At 63.3% G+C, this 17977-nt stretch carries 15 protein-coding genes and 1 pseudogene; 6 read left to right on the plus strand and 10 right to left on the minus strand.

All coding sequences use genetic code 11. From position 1 onward, the window contains the following. Positions 1-97: 97 nt before the first annotated feature. Entirely contained in the window at positions 98-1393 is a 1296-nt protein-coding gene (locus AC1VON_RS23910; protein ID WP_172350138.1) for a DUF445 domain-containing protein, read from the minus strand. 312 nt (positions 1394-1705) lie between these two features. Between AC1VON_RS23910 and rirA the strand changes: the two genes are divergently transcribed. Further along, on the plus strand, positions 1706-2167 hold the full coding sequence (gene rirA / locus AC1VON_RS23915) for an iron-responsive transcriptional regulator RirA (RefSeq protein WP_172350137.1): 462 nt from the start codon (positions 1706-1708) through the stop codon (positions 2165-2167). 116 nt (positions 2168-2283) lie between these two features. On the opposite strand, the gene AC1VON_RS23920 is transcribed toward rirA, so the two are convergent. From AC1VON_RS23920 to hemP, 5 genes are read right to left on the minus strand one after another with little or no spacing between them, the layout of a single operon-like run. Beyond that, positions 2284-3075 (minus strand): heme ABC transporter ATP-binding protein, encoded by a 792-nt coding sequence (locus AC1VON_RS23920; RefSeq protein WP_483125073.1) that lies wholly within the window; start codon positions 3073-3075, stop codon positions 2284-2286. A 23-nt stretch (positions 3076-3098) separates the two neighbouring features. Then, positions 3099-4202, minus strand: coding sequence for a FecCD family ABC transporter permease (locus AC1VON_RS23925; protein ID WP_483125074.1), 1104 nt, complete (start codon positions 4200-4202; stop codon positions 3099-3101). Positions 4203-4212: 10 nt separating this feature from the next. Then, complete coding sequence (locus AC1VON_RS23930; protein ID WP_483125075.1) at positions 4213-5109, minus strand: heme/hemin ABC transporter substrate-binding protein; 897 nt, start codon at positions 5107-5109, stop codon at positions 4213-4215. An 11-nt stretch (positions 5110-5120) separates the two neighbouring features. After that, entirely contained in the window at positions 5121-6182 is a 1062-nt protein-coding gene (locus AC1VON_RS23935; RefSeq protein WP_483125076.1) for a hemin-degrading factor, read from the minus strand. A gap of 21 nt (positions 6183-6203) precedes the next feature. Continuing rightward, positions 6204-6410, minus strand: coding sequence for a hemin uptake protein HemP (gene hemP / locus AC1VON_RS23940; RefSeq protein WP_010909946.1), 207 nt, complete (start codon positions 6408-6410; stop codon positions 6204-6206). 200 nt (positions 6411-6610) lie between these two features. Here hemP and AC1VON_RS23945 point away from each other — a divergent pair, with 200 nt between their 5' ends. From AC1VON_RS23945 to hmuQ, 4 genes are all read left to right on the plus strand, one after another. Continuing rightward, entirely contained in the window at positions 6611-8830 is a 2220-nt protein-coding gene (locus AC1VON_RS23945) for a TonB-dependent hemoglobin/transferrin/lactoferrin family receptor (protein ID WP_483126369.1), read from the plus strand. Between the two features lie 5 nt (positions 8831-8835). Further along, positions 8836-9279, plus strand: a complete 444-nt coding sequence (locus tag AC1VON_RS23950; RefSeq protein WP_483125077.1) for a hypothetical protein — start codon at positions 8836-8838, stop codon at positions 9277-9279. Positions 9280-9370: 91 nt separating this feature from the next. Continuing rightward, the gene (locus tag AC1VON_RS23955; RefSeq protein WP_483125078.1) at positions 9371-10417 is read left to right on the plus strand and encodes an energy transducer TonB family protein; all 1047 of its coding nucleotides are present in this window, start codon (positions 9371-9373) and stop codon (positions 10415-10417) included. A 57-nt stretch (positions 10418-10474) separates the two neighbouring features. Continuing rightward, complete coding sequence (hmuQ, locus tag AC1VON_RS23960; RefSeq protein ID WP_095772901.1) at positions 10475-10789, plus strand: heme-degrading protein HmuQ; 315 nt, start codon at positions 10475-10477, stop codon at positions 10787-10789. Between the two features lie 43 nt (positions 10790-10832). Here the strand turns inward: hmuQ and AC1VON_RS23965 are convergent. Continuing rightward, positions 10833-11932, minus strand: a pseudogene (locus tag AC1VON_RS23965) (glycosyltransferase). Between the two features lie 48 nt (positions 11933-11980). Beyond that, complete coding sequence (gene putA, locus AC1VON_RS23970) at positions 11981-15589, minus strand: bifunctional proline dehydrogenase/L-glutamate gamma-semialdehyde dehydrogenase PutA (RefSeq protein ID WP_483125079.1); 3609 nt, start codon at positions 15587-15589, stop codon at positions 11981-11983. Positions 15590-15751: 162 nt separating this feature from the next. Between putA and AC1VON_RS23975 the strand changes: the two genes are divergently transcribed. Beyond that, a complete protein-coding gene (locus AC1VON_RS23975; RefSeq protein WP_056572481.1) occupies positions 15752-16204 on the plus strand; it encodes an Lrp/AsnC family transcriptional regulator in 453 nt (150 codons plus the stop codon). 64 nt (positions 16205-16268) lie between these two features. Here AC1VON_RS23975 and AC1VON_RS23980 read toward each other — a convergent pair whose 3' ends face one another. Both AC1VON_RS23980 and AC1VON_RS23985 read right to left on the minus strand, forming a co-directional pair. Further along, complete coding sequence (locus AC1VON_RS23980; RefSeq protein ID WP_483125080.1) at positions 16269-17468, minus strand: cytochrome-c peroxidase; 1200 nt, start codon at positions 17466-17468, stop codon at positions 16269-16271. 7 nt (positions 17469-17475) lie between these two features. Next, positions 17476-17925: a FixH family protein gene (locus AC1VON_RS23985; protein ID WP_140773928.1), complete on the minus strand. Its 450-nt coding sequence runs from the start codon at positions 17923-17925 to the stop codon at positions 17476-17478. Between the last annotated feature and the right edge of the window lie 52 nt (positions 17926-17977).

A 17977-nucleotide genomic window follows, 5' to 3' on the forward strand; every position in this document is an offset into this window, starting at 1 on the left:
TTCTCCCCTGTCGCCGCGGATGCGGGCGCCCTTGCCGGAGAATAGCACTCGCGTGTCACGAGTCCATTCGGACACAGGCATGGCGATCGACATGGAATCAATTGACCGGGAGCAGCAGCTCGATCGTATAAAGCACTATGCCCGCCAGCCCGCCGATGATCATGCCATTGAAGCGGATGTACTGCAGGTCTCGGCCAATGTTCATCTCGATCAGCCGCGTCAGTTGGGCAAGGTCCCAGCGCTTGACCTGATCGGCGATGAATTTCGACACGCCGCTCTTCTGGCTCTCGACGAAGGAGGCCAGCGCCACGACGAAGCCCTGGTTCATGTCGGCCCGGATCTGCGCATCGCCGGCAAGATGCCGGCCGACCTCGACGAACATGTTGGCGAGATGCGCGCGGATCACCGAATTCGGCGCCTTGGCGTCCTGCTCGATGAACAGGCTGAGACTCTCCCACATGTCGCCGGCCAGCGCCCTGACTTCGGGGCGGGCGAGGAAATCGTGCTTCATCTTCTCGGCACGCTTTGCATATTGCTTGGACGTCCGCAGCCGCTCGACGAAGCCTTGCGCGAAACGATCGAACTCGGCCCGCATCGGATGGTCGGGATCGGCCCGCACCTCGTCGAGCAAGGAACCCGCCGAGGCGACGATCTTCTTCAGGAGATAGGCGTCTGCGCGGAACAGGTTGAACAGCGACGGCAATTCCTCGCGGATTTTCTCGCGCATCGTCGCCAGCGCCTGTTCATCATTGAGGAAGCGTCCGACCACCTTGATGAATTCGTCGAACAGTTTCTGGTGGCGACGATCGTCGGTCAGCGCCGACAGGAGTTCCGCCGCCAGCGGCGCCAGCGGCACCTTTTCGATCTGTTCGAGCATGCGGCTGGTGACGAAGCCGCGCAGGCCGGATTGTTCGACGGCCGCAAGTGTCTGCGGCACCAGCCGAACCACGAAGCGCGACAGGCCAGCGGCGCGTTCGGCATCAGTCAGCCAGTCGGCGACGAGTGCGGCAAAATCGACCTCGGCCAGTTTCTCCCGCACCGGCTCCGGCGCCAGGAAATTGCCTTCGATGAAACGGCCGAGATTGTCCGCGATCCGGTTCTGGTTTTCCGGGATGATGGCGGTGTGCGGGATCGGCAGGCCGAGCGGCCGCCTGAACAGCGCCACCACCGCGTACCAGTCTGCCAGGCCGCCAATGGTCGCCGCCTCTGCGAAGGCAGCGACGAACCCCAGCCACGGATAGGTGTTTTGGAACGACTTGGCCAAGGCGAACACCAGCACGCAAACCGCCAGCGCGGCCGTGGCGATGAATTTGGTCCGCCGCAGCGCCGAGAGCTTGGCGGCCGCATCGGCATCGAAACGGACAGGCGCCAGGGACGAAGCCGATTGTGACATGGACGAACTGCTCCTCGTCGATTTCTGGTCGACCACTGGTCGATCTCGGGGTCGATCTCCGGCCTATCTAGGGTTTCATCAGCCGAAATGCCCGTGACGACCAGCTTTCCCCGCGTCCCGCCCGGTTGCGCACATAAAGTTGACGAGAATATTCATCTATAATGCGAAGCTAGTCTGGAATTATTCCAAGGTATAAGCCATATTCGGGCCAAGGCCAGCGTGCGACTCCGAAACTTCCGGATCACAGCCGCGCCGGCAAAAGTTCTGGAATCTGGCGTGGTTGCACCGCGCCGGCGCCTAGTGAGGACAAAAATGCGGCTTACACGCCAGACCAATTATGCCATGCGCATCCTGATGTATTGTGCCGCCAACAATGACCGGTTGAGCCGCATTCCCGAAATCGCGGCCGCCTATTCGGTATCGGAACTGTTCCTGTTCAAGATCTTGCAGCCGCTGGTCGAGCATGGCCTGGTCGAGACGGTGCGCGGCCGCAATGGCGGCGTCAGGCTTGGCCGTGCCGCCGAGGCGATCAGCCTCTTTGACGTCGTGCGCGTCACCGAGGAAAGCTTCGCCATGGCCGAATGCTTCGAGAACGATGCGGCCGAGTGTCCGCTGGTCGACAGCTGCGCGTTGAATTCAGCGCTGCGCGAGGCGCTCAACGCCTTCTTCGCCGTGCTTTCCCGCTACACGATCGCCGATATGGTGGCGGCACGGCCGAACGTGCGTAACCTGCTTGGCATCGACATGCTGGAACGCCGCGCCCCAGCCGCCTGAGCTTCTTCTTCCCGTTCCACGGGGAGAAATGCCTGGCAGGGCAATGAGGGGCAGCGCCGACTTCGACAATTGGGGCGGCACGGCCGGAAGCGCAGGAAGCCAGCCTCACCGGAATATCAACCGACCGACGATTGCGGCAGCACGAACGGCATATTTCCGGCCGGCAACACACCGACCCTGAGCCGGCAGTCGAACACTTTCTCGATCAAATCGTCGCTGAGCACCTCTTGCGGTGAGCCGGTCGCGGCCAGCCGGCCGCGATGCATGACAAAGATGCGGTCGGCATACATGGAAGTCAGATTGAGGTCGTGCAGGATGGCGACCACGCCGCCACCCCTTCTGGCGAAGTCGCGGGCGATGTTCATGATGATCAGCTGGTGCTTGATGTCGAGGCTGGAAACAGGCTCGTCGAGGAATAGATAGCGCGGCTTGCCATCGAGGACTGGCGCCCAGACCTGGCACAGCACGCGCGCAAGCTGGACGCGCTGCTGCTCGCCGCCCGAAAGCTCCTGGTAGAAGCGCCCGGCAAAACCGTCGAGGTCGACGCGAGCCAACGCCCGCTCCGGCAGCCGCGCATCCTCGCCAGGCAAGGCACCCGAGCGGCCGCCGACGAGGCCGAGCTTGACCACCTCGCGCACGGTGAATGGAAACGACAGCGTCGTCGCCTGCGGCAGGACCGCGCGATGGACTGCAATCTCGACCGGCTTCATCGCCGCAAGGTCGCGGCCGTTGAGCGCGATGCGCCCTGTATGGGCAAGCTCGCCGGACAACGCCTTCAGGAAGGTCGTCTTGCCCGAGCCGTTGGGGCCGACGATCGCCGCGATTTCGCCGGGTCGCGCATCGAAATCGACCCCGCCGACGATACGTTTGCCGGCGATATCAACAGAAACATCTCTTGCCTCGATCATCCCAGCCTCACAAATCCCGAATTTTACAGGTCAATGACGCCTCGCTTGCGCAGCAGGATCCACAGGAAGAACGGCGCGCCGGCGACCGCGGTGACAATGCCGATCGGCAGTTCCGCCGGCGCCACGATGGTACGTGCGACGGCATCGGCAAGCAGCAGCAGCGAGGCCCCGAGCAGTGCCGAGGCCGGCAAAAGATAACGATTGTCCGGACCGATCAGCAGGCGCAGCAGATGCGGCACGACGATGCCGACGAAGCCGATACCGCCGCTGACGGCGACTGACGCCCCGACCGCTGCCGAGACACCGATGATGGCCGTATACTTCAGCCGCTGTACCGGAATGCCGAGATGGCCGGCGGTCGCCTCGCCCAACGCCAGCGCGTTCAGCCCGCGCGCCAGGAACGGCATCGCTGCCAATGCCAGTATGATGATCGGCCCGACGGAACCGATCTTCTGCCAGGTTGCGCCACCGAGCGATCCCAATTGCCAGAAGGTCAGGTCGCGCAACTGGCGATCGTCCGCCATGAAGATGAGGATGCCGGTCAGCGCCATGGCAAGGGCTGCCAGCGCGATGCCGGCCAGCAGCATGGTGGCGACCGAAGTTTGCCCGCGTCGCGTGGCGACCTGATAGAGCACAAGTGTCGTGGCAAGACCGCCGAAGAAGGCGGCCAGCGGCAGCGCGAGCGTGCCGAACAAGGCTGTCACCGGCGCCAGTACCGTCGTGCCAAGCACGATGACGGCCACCGCGCCAAGGCTGGAGCCGGCGGAAACGCCGATCAGGCCGGGGTCGGCCAGTGGATTGCGGAACAGTCCCTGCATGACGGCGCCGGAGACCGCGAGCGCCGCGCCGACCAGCATGCCGAGGATGATGCGCGGCAAGCGGATGTCGTAGACGATCAGGTTGTCACGCGCGCTCAGCGCCGCATCACCCGGGACGGCTCCAAGCAGCCAGTCTCTGAGAACGTTGACGGCCGAAGCATCCGATGCCCCTGACGTGAGCGACAAAAGCACGGCGGCCGCGAGCCCGAGGCACAACAAGAGGATGACGAGGCGGGCGCGGCCCGAGCGGTCGCCTTCGGATGCATTCGCCATCACCTTCACCGGGCCGGCGATCGATTGATCGACCATGATGCGCCGCTCAGTCCGTGACCTGCGCGCCATAGAGCGAGACGGCGAGTTCGTGTATGGCTTCAGCCGTGCGCGGCCCGAAGCCGAGCAGATAGCCGCCATCGATGCGGATAACCTTGCGCGCGGTTCCGGCCGGCGTCGAGGCAACAGACGGATTGCCGAACAATTCGTCGTCCGACACCGGTAGTCCGGCATTGCTCATCATCAGGATCACGTCCGGCCTGGCGGTGATGATCGCCTCGTCTGACATCTGCTTGTAGCCGGAAAAGCCATCGACGGCATTGACCCCGCCCGCCAGCTTGACCATGCCGTCGGCAGCGGTATCGCTGCCGGCCGCCAGGATCTTGCCGCCCTGTATCGACAGCACGAACAGGATGCGCTTGCGCTGCTTGATCGAGGCCGTCTGCTTTTCGGCAGCGGTGAGCTTGGCATCGAGCTCCTTGGCCAGCACCTCGGCCTTGGCGTCGGCGCCCAGCGCCTTGCCGACGATACGAACCTTCTCCAGGATGCCCTCACGGCTATAATGTTCAGGCACTTCGATGAAGGGGATGCTCGCCTTCTTCAGCACGTCGACGGCTTCCTTGGGACCGCTGCCCTGCAACGCCAGGATGCCGGTCGGATTGACCGACAGCACACCTTCCGGCGACAGCGCGCGCATATAGCCGACATCGGGCAGATCGAACGCCGCCTTCGGATAGCGGCTGCTGGAGTCGCGCGCCACCAGTCGTTTCTCCTCGCCAAGCGCATAGACGATCTCGGTGATCGAACCGCCTATGGCGACGATCTTCGAGGTGTCCGTGAAAATCGAGACGCCTTCGGTGGCGGCAGCCGGCTGCAGCATGGCAAAAACGAGGGAAAGGCCGACCATTGCGCCACGCATGGTCGGCGATTTCGAAAGAAAAGACATCGTTTTGTTCCTCAGGCTGCCGTCGGGTTCGGGATGCGCGGCAGGTTCTCGGCCAGGAAGCGCCAATCGTCGCGCTCGCTTTCGCCTTCATGGCGCTTGCCGAAGAACTGAATGATCATCTCACCGTCGGCGGCGTAGACCTCGAGCGAGGTGACATGGCCGTCCTTGGTCGGCTTGCGCACCGCCCAGACTTCATGGATGTGATCGGTGCGCAGGTGCAGATGGAAGGTCTCGTCGAGCACGTTGATCCATGGCCCCATCGGCTTGATCGACCTGACCGGTCCGGAATGGATCTGGATGCAGCCGCGGTTTCCGACGAAGCACATGATCGGCATCTCGCCTTCGGAGGCGTGATGGAACATGGCGCGGACAGCGTCATTGTCGAGCAGCCAGGCATAGTCCGTTCCGACCATGCGCACAGCCTGGCGACGGCTGAGCTTCAATGTCTTCAGCATGCCGAAGAACTGGTGCACATCGGTCAGCCGGCTCCAGCGGTCGCGCAGGTCGTCAAGATTGGCGGTGATTGCTCCGGCCTCGCTCTCATCATCCGGGATTGGTCCCGAAATATCGATCGTCGGCTCCTGGTTCGACGATGCCAGCGCGGCGACCAGCTTCTGGTAGGCATAGAGGCTGGAGGCCGGGCGGAGATGCACCTTATGCACCGCTTCGCCCGCCTCGTCGAAGAATTGCAGGCTGCGGCGGATCTCTTCGCCGTCACGCTTTTCCACCGCGAAGCCATGCGCCCAGACTTTCGGGAAGATGCGCAGGTCGATGTTCTCGCCAAGCACCATGGCATTGTGGTTGCCGGTGACCACCTTGTCATAGACGCCGATCTTTTCGTGGACCGCGCTTTCATTACGGGTCAGCGCCATCACCTCGCCGACGGCCTCGAGGCCGGTCAGAAGGTCGTTGACGCGCGGCTCGATGCGCACGACGCCGTCGCCGCAATGTGCGGCCACCAGTTCGGCCTCCGAAATGCCGAGCTGAGCGGCAAGGTCACGCTCGCGCGCTTTCGGATTGTCCGTCCGTGCCCGCCGGATTTCATGCGGGGCGGGTTTTACGCGCTGGTCCATGTCTTAACCCCTGATACCTTTTTACTTGTTGAGAATGAGCTTGCCCTGCCGGGTGATCTTCAGCCGGTAGAGCGCACCATGATGCTCGATGCCGATCTCGTGCTCGCCCTGGAACAGCGTGTTGCTGGACAGCGTTCGCACCGCCAGCGGGATCCGGTCGAAGCGGGTGGAGGCATCATCGGAACGCCGGACGCGATAACGAAAATCGTTGGGATTGTGCGTGTTCATCTGGGTCGATCCCTTTCCTGTGCCGGGCATCTGGCTAGGCGTTGCGTAATTGCCGATTCATTTCTTGACTTGAATAATCATGTTTATTAGTCAGTGCAATACCGGAGCAAATGAGTCAACATTTAACACGCCGGACACGATGAAAAATGCCAGCCAGCCCCGGGCCAGCCAGCATGAAACCTGGAATTTGGAGTTGGGGCATGGGGTTGGTGAACTGGGAATGGCGTGGCCGGTCGGCGGCGAGCGGGATGGCGGCTTTGTTGGCAAGCGTGGCGGTCATCGCTCTGTCCGCGCCGGCAGCCCGCGCCCAACAGGCAACGCAGCCGGCGGGCGATCAAACGGATCAATCGAAGAAGGCTGACCAGGAAAAAGCAGTACCCGCGGGTGCGACGCTGCTCGACAAGATCCTGGTGCTCAGCCGCACCGGCGAAACGGCGATCGAATCACTGGCCTCGGCCAGCCATATCGATCAGGAACAGCTGGACCGTCGCATGGCGACGACGCCGAACGAGATGCTGCTCGGCGTGCCCGGTGTCGCCGCGCAGGCCGACGCCAGGCGTGTCAGCACCAGCATCAACATCCGCGGCCTGCAGGATTTTGGCCGTGTCGCCGTCATCGTCGATGGCGCACGCCAGGATTTCCAGCGGTCCGACCACGGCACGCAGTCGACCTTCTATATCGATCCCGAGCTCGTCAAATCCGTCGATGTGATCCGTGGTCCTGTCGCCAACACCTACGGTTCGGGCGCCATTGGCGGTGTCGTCTTCTTCGACACCAAGGATGCCTCGGATTTTCTCAAGCCTGAAGAGACGTGGGCCGGCTCCGTCACCGGACGCTACGAGAGCAACGGCAAGGGCTGGAGCACCAGTGCCACCGGCGCCTATCGTCTCAACGAGAATTGGGATGTGCTGGGCAATATCGTCTACCGCAACTATGACGACTACAAGGATGGTGGCGGCGACACCGTCAAGGGCACCGGCTTCGACGTGTTGAGCGGCCTGCTCAAGACCACCATCCGCCCGACCGACAACAGCGAGTTGAAGCTGGGCTGGGTCGGCTCAAGCGACGGCTGGAGCGAGATCAGCGGCGGCGTGCCGATCAATGATGCCGATCTGAAATCCAACACTTTCACGGCTCGCTACAACATCACCGACGAAGACAAGAGCTGGCTCGATCTCCATATCAACACCTCCTACAACAAGACCAATCTCGGCCTGACCAGCCTTGTTCCTCTCAGCCGATTCGATCCCATCACGGGCGATTCCATAATCCTTCCGGTTGGATCGACATCGACATTCGATGTCGGCACGGCGGCGATAGACATCTGGAATACATCGAGATTCGAGACTGGCGGCGTAGCGCACGAACTGACCTATGGCGGCGATTGGGTCAATGATGACGTCAAAACCGGCGGTACCGCGGGCGGAGACAGTTTCTACACACCTTCGGGAAAGCGTAACGTCTCTGGAGCCTACGTTCAGGACAAGCTCACCTGGGAATGGCTCGAAGTCATTGCCGGGCTGCGCTACGACAACTACAGCCTCAAGGACGGCACCCATGAAACGTCAGGTGACCGTCTTTCGCCGCGCATCACCGTCGGCGTCACGCCCTTCGACACGCCAAGCCTGTCGGGGTTGCAGTTCTACGGCACCTATGCGGAGGGCTACCGCTCTCCATCGCTGACCGAGACACTGATCAGCGGCAACCATCCGGCGGGGGTCACCTTCCCGTTCCTGCCCAATCCCAACCTGAAGCCCGAGACCGGCAAGACCGTGGAATTCGGCGTCAACTACAAACAGAATGACATCCTTGAACCCGGCGATGCGCTTCGCATCAAGGCGGCCTACTTCAACAACAATGTGGACGACTACATAGAGGGTACCTCCTTCGGGGCTTCCTTCACCAATCCAGCGAGCGCCTGCCCGGTCGATTGGGACCAGCTCATGAACAACCCCGGCTACATCCCGATCTGCTACCAGTATCAGAATTTTGCCAAGGCCAAGATAAACGGCTTCGAGTTGGAAGGCCTCTATGACGCCGGTTGGGGATATGCTGGCCTCTCTGCCTCGATAACCAATGGTCACACCATTTCCTACACGGGCGTTCGAGCAGACCTCGCCACGATACCGTCCTCTCAGGTCACGGCCCAGCTTGGCCTGCGCTTCCTCGAGGACAAGCTGACCGTCGGCGGCGAAGTGCAATACAATGGCAAGCCGAAGGGCAATGCCGTGGCCACGGACTATACGCTGGTCAACGCCTTCGCCAGCTATCAGGCGACGGACGATCTGAAGGTCGATTTCCGTGCCGATAATCTGTTCGACGTCAAATACGCCAACCCGTTGAACGGCAGCACGACAGTTGCGGTCTATGAGCCGGGCATAACGTTGAAGCTGGCGGCAACCATGCGTTTTGGAGGCTGATGGTCATGAAGAGCTTGACGACATCCCTTCGTCTGCTGACCTCGACGTTTGCGATGTCGCTGGCGATGGTTCCGGCGTGGGCTGAAGGGTCCGCGTCGGTCCCCGCGCTGACCCTCGAACTGAACGCCGCGCAACCTTCCGACAAGGGTTGCCGGCTGACATTCCTGGTCAACAACAACCTCGGCGCCGGCCTCGCCAAGGCGGCATTCGAGATCGCGCTGTTCAACGAGGCTGGCGTCGTCGACCGGCTGACCGTGCTCGACTTCAAGGATTTGCCGGAAGGCAAGACCAAGGTGACGCGCTTTGATCTCGCCGGCACCGATTGCACCAAGATCAGCCGCGTTCTGATCAACAGCGCGACGGAATGCGCCGGCACCGGCGTCGAGCCGAACGCCTGCATGCGCAGGCTGAAGACCGACACCAAGACCGGCATCGTTTTCGGCGTCTAAGGTGGGGCTGCACACCGCGTTCACACAAGACACCGCGGCATGGTCCATGACCGGCTGCGGTCTACTGCCGTGCGGGGCAATCGATCTTGATTTGACAACACTGCGTGGGCCGCTGCAGTTTCCGGCCCGCAACATGCAGGAAGTCAGTCCCCTCCCCGACGCCAGCGGCGAGCTGGCGATAGCGCCGGCCGAGCCGCTTGCCCAGACGCGACCGCAAGCCGGCAACGGCAAGTGGGCGACGGCGATTATCATCTCCGGTCTGCTCCATGCCGCGGCAGCGGCGGCCTTTCTGGTTTCGCCCGCCGGCACATTCGATTTCCAGGATGCGGAGCAGTCGGAAGGCAGCAATCAGACAGGTGACAAGGTCGCCGGCAGCGCACTGGACAAGGACCCCGCGGCAGTGAACGTCAGGCTGGTGCCGAGCCCTCGGCCGGCCAGGCCACATCAGGCAAAGCCTGCCAGACCAGCGCCGCCGGCAAAACCTTCGCGGCCCGAGCTGGAAACCGTGAACCAAGCTCCCGAGCCGACAAAGGAGGCGGCAAAGCAACTGCCCCAGCCTTTGCCGGAAGCTGTCGAACAGCAAGCGGTCACGCCGGACATACTGGTGGCGGAGGCCCCGCGCCCCGATGACCAAAGCGTGGCTGCCAAGGCCGAAACGCTGGCACAGCCAAGAGCCCAGGCCGAAACCATCGAAACGCCTGTCGCCGTTCCGGACCAGCCGCCGATCCCCAGCGCCAGGCCAACGCCGGCGGCGATCCCTTCAAAAGCAGCGGATGAGAAGCGCGGCACCGCTGACGGCCAGGACCGGCTGGCTCAAGCGGCCAGCAAGGGCAAAAAACAGGAAGAGCCAGGCAGCGCCGCGGAAGACAGCTACCGGGGCGATGTGATCAGAAAGCTCAGCCGCGTCAATCGAGCCGTCCCGCCTTCCCTGCAACTGACCGCGCGCAACAATGCCGTTGTGACATTCGCTATCAGCAGCAAAGGCGGCATTGATGACCTGCGTATCCTGGAAAGCTCCGGATCGCCAAACTTCGACCAGATCGTGCTTGGCATCGTCCGCAAGGCGGCGCCGTTCCCGCCTATTCCGCCCAAAATCGGCAGCAGCCTGGAGTTTACCGGCGCTATCGGGCCGTTTTGAATGTCCCGCCTTCAACCATCAACAGTCCGCAATCCATTGATTGAAAAAGGAAATCCCATGTACATCGCCATGAACCGCTTCAAGGTGCAGAACGGCTCGGAAGCCGATTTCGAAGCCGTATGGAAGAACCGCGATTCCAGCCTTGCCGAGATGAAGGGTTTTCGGGAATTCCACCTGCTGCGCGGCCCGGTCAACGAGACCGAAGGCTATACGCTGTTTGCCTCGCACACCGTGTGGGCAAGCCAGGACGATTTTGTCGCCTGGACCAGATCGGAGAATTTCCGCGCTGCCCACAGGAATGTCGGCACGACGAAAGTCCACTATCTCGGCCATCCGCAATTCGAGGGCTTCTCCGTCGTCGAGGGTGCCTGACGTGGCTTTGCCCGAGCGACTGTGAGAACCTCCGGCACCCTCGTCATGGTCGCGTGGAACCGCGCCCACCCAGCCGACGCAGCCATTGGGCAATGTGCATGCGCAGCCACTGCCAGGGCCGTCCCCGGGTCAGATCTCGCATCAGTCGCGGATCGTCGGCCAGCTCCCTGAACTGACGCACATGCTGCTTCAGGAATGCGGGTACCAACTTGCGCCCGTTGACATCACTGAGCCAGGCTGAATTCTCCAGCACATAGTCGACGACATCCGCCGCCAATATGCTCCTGTAGGCCCGGTAGCCAGATGTTTGCCCCACATGGCCGCCGGCAAAGGCAGCGCCAGTGGAGGACAGGTTCGACCCGTGCAGGCGGTAGAGGCTGAGGCCTTCGGACAGGATGAGGCTACCACCGGCCAGATGCGCGCACGTGGCCGTCAGATAATCCGTACCCACCTTGGCCTTGAACGGGAAGGACAATACCGATTCCAGCGCGCCACGCCGATACATGATCGCAGAGCATGGTGACCATAGCCAGCCAGTTGTCGCAGGCGTGAAATAGGTCACCGGATGCTTCGATGCGTAGGCAATCCCGGACGCTATATCGGCAAGCTGGCCACCAGGCGCTATGGCGACGCCATTGTCATCAACCCCGGAGCGCGGTTTGCGCAAGGCAAGGAAAGTGCCGCTCAGCAAGGTGCCGCTGCCATCGACCAGGAACACGTCGGAGCTCGACAGCGCGGCCGAATGTGTTGCGTTGAGGTGGGCGGACAGATGCGCCAGGAGAAAATCCGGCAGCCACGCATCGTCGGCATCGAGAAATACCACGAAAGGCGCGTCGGTCGCGGCGAAGCCATCGCGGAATCCCGCGATCTGCCCGCCATTCTGTGAGCGCGCCAGCAGGCGCAGGCGCGGATCGTCTAAGGCCGCCAGAAGCTCGCGGATAGGTCGGCCGAACCGTCGGTCGAGGCGTCGTCGACAATGACGCAGCTCCAGTTCCGATAGGTCTGCGCCAACACCGAGCGGATCGCGTGTTCGACGTAGGCTCGGTAATTGTAGCAGGTGATGACCACCGCCACGCACGGCAGCTCAAACGGTGGGGACTTGTTATTCATCTGATCGGTTGCCCCCCTCGAATTGCCGGCCATGTTTATCCCCGGCAACTCGACATAAGGCAAGCGAGGTACGAATAGTCCTTATGCCGCTGCCAGCAGGCTGGCATTGCCGCCGGCCGCGGTCGTGTCGACGCAGACAGCCCGCTCATGCGCATAGGCCGCAGGGTTGAGCACTTCGCTGACCAGCGGCACGATCGGACCAGTCCTCTCGGCAATGACCTTGCGCACGATGCGCGCGGCTTCCGGCGTGCCCGAAAAAGCAACGACATCGACGCGCAGCGAGCGCGCCTCGACCGGATCAGGCCGGCCATCTATCGCCGCGAGCGGCAACCCCTTGCCGGTCAACGCCGAAAGCGCCGCCGGCGCCCCGGGGGCAACGGCCAGCACCGCATTGCCGGCGGCAAGCGCCTGGATCGTCTGGGCAAGCAGCGTGTCGGCGTCCGGCCCCAGGCACAGCACGCGGCCGCGCGGCGACAGCGACAGCGTGTTGGCCTCGCCGGTCGGCCCGGGCAGATCGACCTGGCCGAAATCGATACCAGCGGCGGCCCCGATGGCGGCAGCTCCCTTGCCGCGCAGGTGCTTCCTCAGGATCGCGATCCGATCCGGGCGCGTCGACCAGCCGCCCAGCGTGGGATCGGGCAGATTGTCGGCCAGCTCGGTCGCCGTCACCTTGTGGCCATCCTGCAGATGGGTGCCCGCCTCCGGCCCCTTGCGGAAACGCCGGAGATAATGCGGTCCGCCGGCCTTCGGCCCGGTGCCGGACAGCCCCTCGCCGCCAAAGGGCTGCGAACCGACGACAGCGCCGATCTGGTTGCGGTTGACGTAGATGTTGCCTGCGTGAATGCCGTCAACGAAATGCTGCACGCGACCCTCGATGCGGGTGTGCAAGCCGAAAGTCAGGCCATAGCCCTTGCGGTTGATGGCGGCGATCACAGCGTCGATCTCATCGGCGTCGAATGTCGCGACATGCAGCACCGGCCCGAACACTTCCCGCTCCATCTCCTCGATGCCCTTGACCCTGAACACATGCGGCGCGACGAAGCGGCCATCCTTCGGCGCCTCGAGCTTGGCGATCAGCCGGCCCTCGAGGCCCATCTTGGAGCAATAGTCGCGGATCGAAGCCTGTGCCTCATCGTCGATGACCGGGCCGACATCGGTCGAAATTTGCCAGGGATCACCGATGTTGAGCGCTTCCATGGCGCCCTTCAGCATCTCCAGCATCTTCTTCTCGACGTCTTTCTGCACATAGAGCACTCGCAGCGCAGAGCAGCGCTGGCCGGCGCTCTGGAAGGCCGAGGCCAGGATGTCGCGCACCGCCTGTTCGGGCAGCGCGGTGGAATCGACGATCATCGCGTTGAGACCGCCGGTCTCGGCGATCAGCATGGCGTCCGGTACCGCGGTCTCGGCTAACTGCTTTTCGATCAGCTTGGCGACCTCGGTCGAGCCTGTGAAGCAGACACCGGCAATGCGCGGGTCGGCGGTCAGCGGCGCGCCGACCGATGGGCCGTCGCCGGGCAGGAGTTGGATGACGTCCTCCGGCACGCCGGCCTCGCGCAGCAGTTCGACGGCGCGGAAGGCGATCAGCGGTGTCTGCTCGGCCGGCTTGGCGATCACCGAATTGCCGGTGACCAGCGCTGCCGAGATCTGGCCGGTGAAGATGGCAAGCGGGAAATTCCACGGCGAAATGCAGACGATGGCGCCGCGCGCCTGCGTGCCCGTCTCGGCGTTTGCCGCCTCGGCCGCGTAATAGCGCAGGAAATCGACGGCTTCGCGCACTTCCGCCACGCCGTCGGCCAGCGACTTGCCGGCCTCGCGGGTGGCCAGCGCGAAGAACTCGACGGCATTGGCTTCATAGAGATCGGCGGCGCGGTTGAGGATGGCGGCGCGTTCGGCAACGGGACGCCTTGCCCAAGCCGGCTGCGCTTCCACCGCAATGCGCACGGCGGTCGCGACTTGCTTGGCCGCGGCCTCGTGAACGGTGCCGACCACGTCGTCAGGCTTGGCCGGATTGACCACCGGGCGCTGCTTGCCATAGCCGGCGGCCCGCGTGATCGGCTTGGCATGCCACCGGTCCGGTCCGGCAAAGGCCGCCTTGGCCCTGTCGATCGCCGCCAGCGTCACCGTGTCGGTGATGTCGAATCCCTTCGAGTTGCGGCGGCCAGCGCCAAAAATCTGCGAAGGCCGGGCTATCGCCGGATTGGCGGCGGGGCCCTGGCTTTCGATCGTTTCGAGCGGATCGCGCGCGATGTCCTCCGGCTCGACGTCTTCGTCGGTCAACTGGTGGACAAAGGAAGAGTTGGCGCCGTTTTCCAGCAGCCGGCGGACCAGATAGGCCAGCAGGTCGGAATGCGCACCGACCGGCGCATAGATACGGCAGCGCGTGCCTTCGGCCTGGCGCACCGTCTCGTGCAATGCCTCGCCCATGCCGTGCAGGCGCTGGAACTCGAAGGAATTGCGATCACCCGCCATCGACAGGATGGCGGCGACGGTATGCGCGTTATGGGTGGCGAACTGCGGATAGATGCGGTCGGTCATGCCGAGCAGTTTTTTCGCGCAAGCCATGTAGGAAACGTCGGTGTTGGCCTTGCGGGTGAAGACGGGATAGCCGTCAAGCCCGAGCGTTTGCGCCCGCTTGATCTCGGTATCCCAATAAGCACCCTTGACCAGCCGCACCATGATGGTGCGGTCGTACTTCTTCGCCAACGCGTAGAGCCAGTCGATAGCGAAGGCCGCACGCGGGCCATAGGCCTGAACGACGATGCCGAAACCGTTCCAGCCGGCGAGCTCCGGCTCGGCCAGAACCCGCTCGATGACGTCGAGCGAAAGGTCGAGCCGATCCGCCTCCTCGGCATCGATATTGAGGCCCATGCGCGAATGCCGGGCCGCGAGCGCGAGCGACAACAGTCGCTCGGCCATGACAGGCAGCATCTCTTCCTTCTGCGCCACTTCATAGCGCGGATGCAGCGCCGAGAGCTTCACCGAGATGCCATGGTTCTGCCTGATGTCAGGACCGTTCGAGCCGGAATCGAGCGACGAGATCGCATCGGCATAGGCCTTGTGGTAGCGCAGCGCGTCAGCCTCGGTGCGGGCCGCCTCGCCCAGCATGTCGAAGGAATAGAGATAGCCCTTCTGGATCATCGGCCGGCCGCGCTTGACGGCTTCGGCGATGGTGCGGCCGAGCACGAACTGTTCGCCCATTTCACGCATGGCGGCGGCGACCGCCTTGCGGATGACCGGCTCGCCCAGCCGCCGCACCATCGAGCGCAGCGTGCCTTCGATCCCGCCCTCGCCCTCGTCGAGGACACGACCGGTCAGCATCAGCGCCCAGGTCGAGGCGTTGACGAAGATCGAGCTCGAACCACCGGAATGCGCGGACCAATCATGCGGCGCGATCTTGTCGGCGATCAGATCGTCCATCGTCTCGGTGTCCGGCACGCGCAGCAGCGCCTCGGCCAGGCACATCAGCGCCACGCCCTCCTTGGTGGAGAGACCGTAGGCCGAGAGAAAGACCTCCATCAGCCGGGGATCGGACGAGCCGCGCACCGCCCGCACCAGATCGGCGGCGCGGGCCGAGATCGCATTCCGATCTTCTGTCGAGAGTCCTGTCGCCTCGGCCAGCCGCTTCACGGCATCGTCTTCGTCAGGCAAATAGTTGGCACGGATCTGCTGGCGGATGGTGTCGAGCGGCATGGCGGTCCTGCGGAACGAGCATCGGGGAGCGGGCCGGCGGTCACCGGACCGAATGGCGCAAGCTAGCACAGCTGTGAATTTCCATCGGTCCAAAGAAATCGACAGGGCAAACCAATCGACCTATCATTATGTCAATTTTCCAAAGCTTGGACTGTGATTTCCATGACAGAAGACCAATTGGACCGCATCGACCGAAACATCCTGTCGGCGCTGGCAAGCAATGGCCGGCTTTCCATGTCGGAATTGGCGGCAAAGGTCGGTCTGTCGAAGACACCGGTGCAGGCGCGGGTGAAGCGGCTGGAGAAGGACGGCTATATCAGGGGCTACCAGGCAATCATCGACCGCGAGCGCATGGGCGAAGGCCATGTCGCCTTCGTCCAGGTGAAATTGTCCGACACCCGTTCAGCAGCACTCGACGCATTCAACCGGTCGGTACAGTCCGTGCCTGAGATCGAGCAGTGCCACATGATGGCGTCGAGTTTCGATTACCTGTTGAAGGTCCGCACCAGGGATATCGCCGCCTATCGCCGTGTGCTGGGCGAGCGCATCTCGGCCCTTCCCCACGTCGCCCAGACCTCGACCTTCGTGGCGATGGAGACGGTGAAGGACCGCTGACCATGATCCCGAAAAGCGGGCGCCGGTTTTCGGACCAGATCATGGTCAAACAAGACAACAGAGCCTACTCCGACAGCGTCTTCAGGAACGCCACCAGCGCGGCACGCTCGCGATCCGACAATTCCAGCGGATGGATCTCGGATGTCCCCTCGGCGCTGGGAGCCGCCTTGGCATAGTGCGCCACCACCTCGTCCAGCGACGAAAACTGCCCGGCATGCATATAGGGCGGCCGCGTGGCCGCGCCGCGCAACGACGGCGTCTTGTAGGCGCGGATCAGTTGCGGCGCATCCTTGACCATGAAGCGCAATTCGCCGCAGGCGGCGACGTCGCCGTCACGATAGGTGCCGAAGCAGTTGAACGGATCAGCCTCGACTTGGTGGACCGCGTCGACGCGGCCACGATCCGGCGGCAGGTCCGCGACGGGCGGCACACCGGTGTTGTGAAAACCGTTGTCGGTGAAGCGCGGGCCGTCGTGGCACGTTACGCAATTGGCCTTGCCGATGAACAGTTTCAGCCCAAGGATTTCTTCGCGCGTAAAGACCGCATCGCCTTTCGGTTCGGCGCCGGTGGCGAGGTCCAGCGCAAAGCGGTCGAAGCGCGTCTGCGGCGGCTCGATCGAGCGTTCGAAGGCCGCGATCGCCTTGCCGATATTGGCAAAGACGCGATTGATCGAGTCGCGCTGTGCATCGCTCATCGCGTTCCAGGCGGCCTTCTCCGCATCGGTGCCGAGCGGGCTGGCATTCAGCGGAATGCCGGAAAAGTCGGGCAGCGGCCCAAAAATGCGCTCATAGCGCTCGCCGAAGCGGGCCTTGATGTAATGCGCGTAGGCGGCGCGGTTTCCAGCCTGCTCCAGCGGGTTTTCGAGTGGGGTCAGCGCTTGCGCCCACAGGCTGTCGCGGCGGCCGTCCCAGAAGAAAAAGGGGTCGCGCGCCACGCCCGCCAGCGGCATGGTGCGCCGGTTGGTGCGGCCGACGCCGACGGCTTGCGGCAGGTCGTCCTGGAACTGGCGGTCGATCTTGTGGCAGGTCGAGCACGACACGGTGCCGTCGCGGCTCATGCCCAGATCGAAGAACAGTGTCGAGCCAAGCGCCGCCGCGGCCGGCACGTCAGCGAAGCGATTGGTCGTGTCGGGCTTCAGAGACGGCAAGGTGTTCAGGGCCAGCGAAGCGATGGTCTTCTTCTCGGCGTCGGAAAAATCCGGTTTGCCGCAGCCGCCAAGGATGACGGCCACCGTCAGCGCCAGAAAGCAGAACAGGCGCTTCATCGATCGCTCACAGCACCACGTTGAACAGCACCGTGTCGGAGCCGGCGCCGGACGAGATGGCGAAACGAAATTGCCACCAGCCGCTCATGGTGAATTTCAGCCCCTCGATGCGGTAGCGGCCGTCGCCCAGGTAATCGGTCACCTGCGGGCTGGTCGGCAGGCCGTGATTGTGTTGCGGCATGCCGCCGGAGATGGCGATCGCGGCGCGCTCCACCGAAGCCCCCGTCTTTGTTTTCAGGGTCAGCAGCCAGGATTCCAGTTCGCCCTGCCGCACCACGCCCCGTTCCGGCACGAAGCTGGCCATGTACAGCCCATTCTCGGATTTCTTCGTCCGCGAGACATCCGGGCCGGCAAGCTGCGCTGATTGTGGCGCCGTCAGATAGACGACCGCGAGAACGCCGACCAGCAGAGCAGCCAGACCAAGACCCGCCAGGAGATAACGCCATATCGATGCCAAACCGGTTCCTCTTCTGCAGACAACGTTCTGCCGGGTGGATCGCATCCCGCCA

Source organism: Mesorhizobium sp. HAY1-8B (assembly GCF_056868045.1).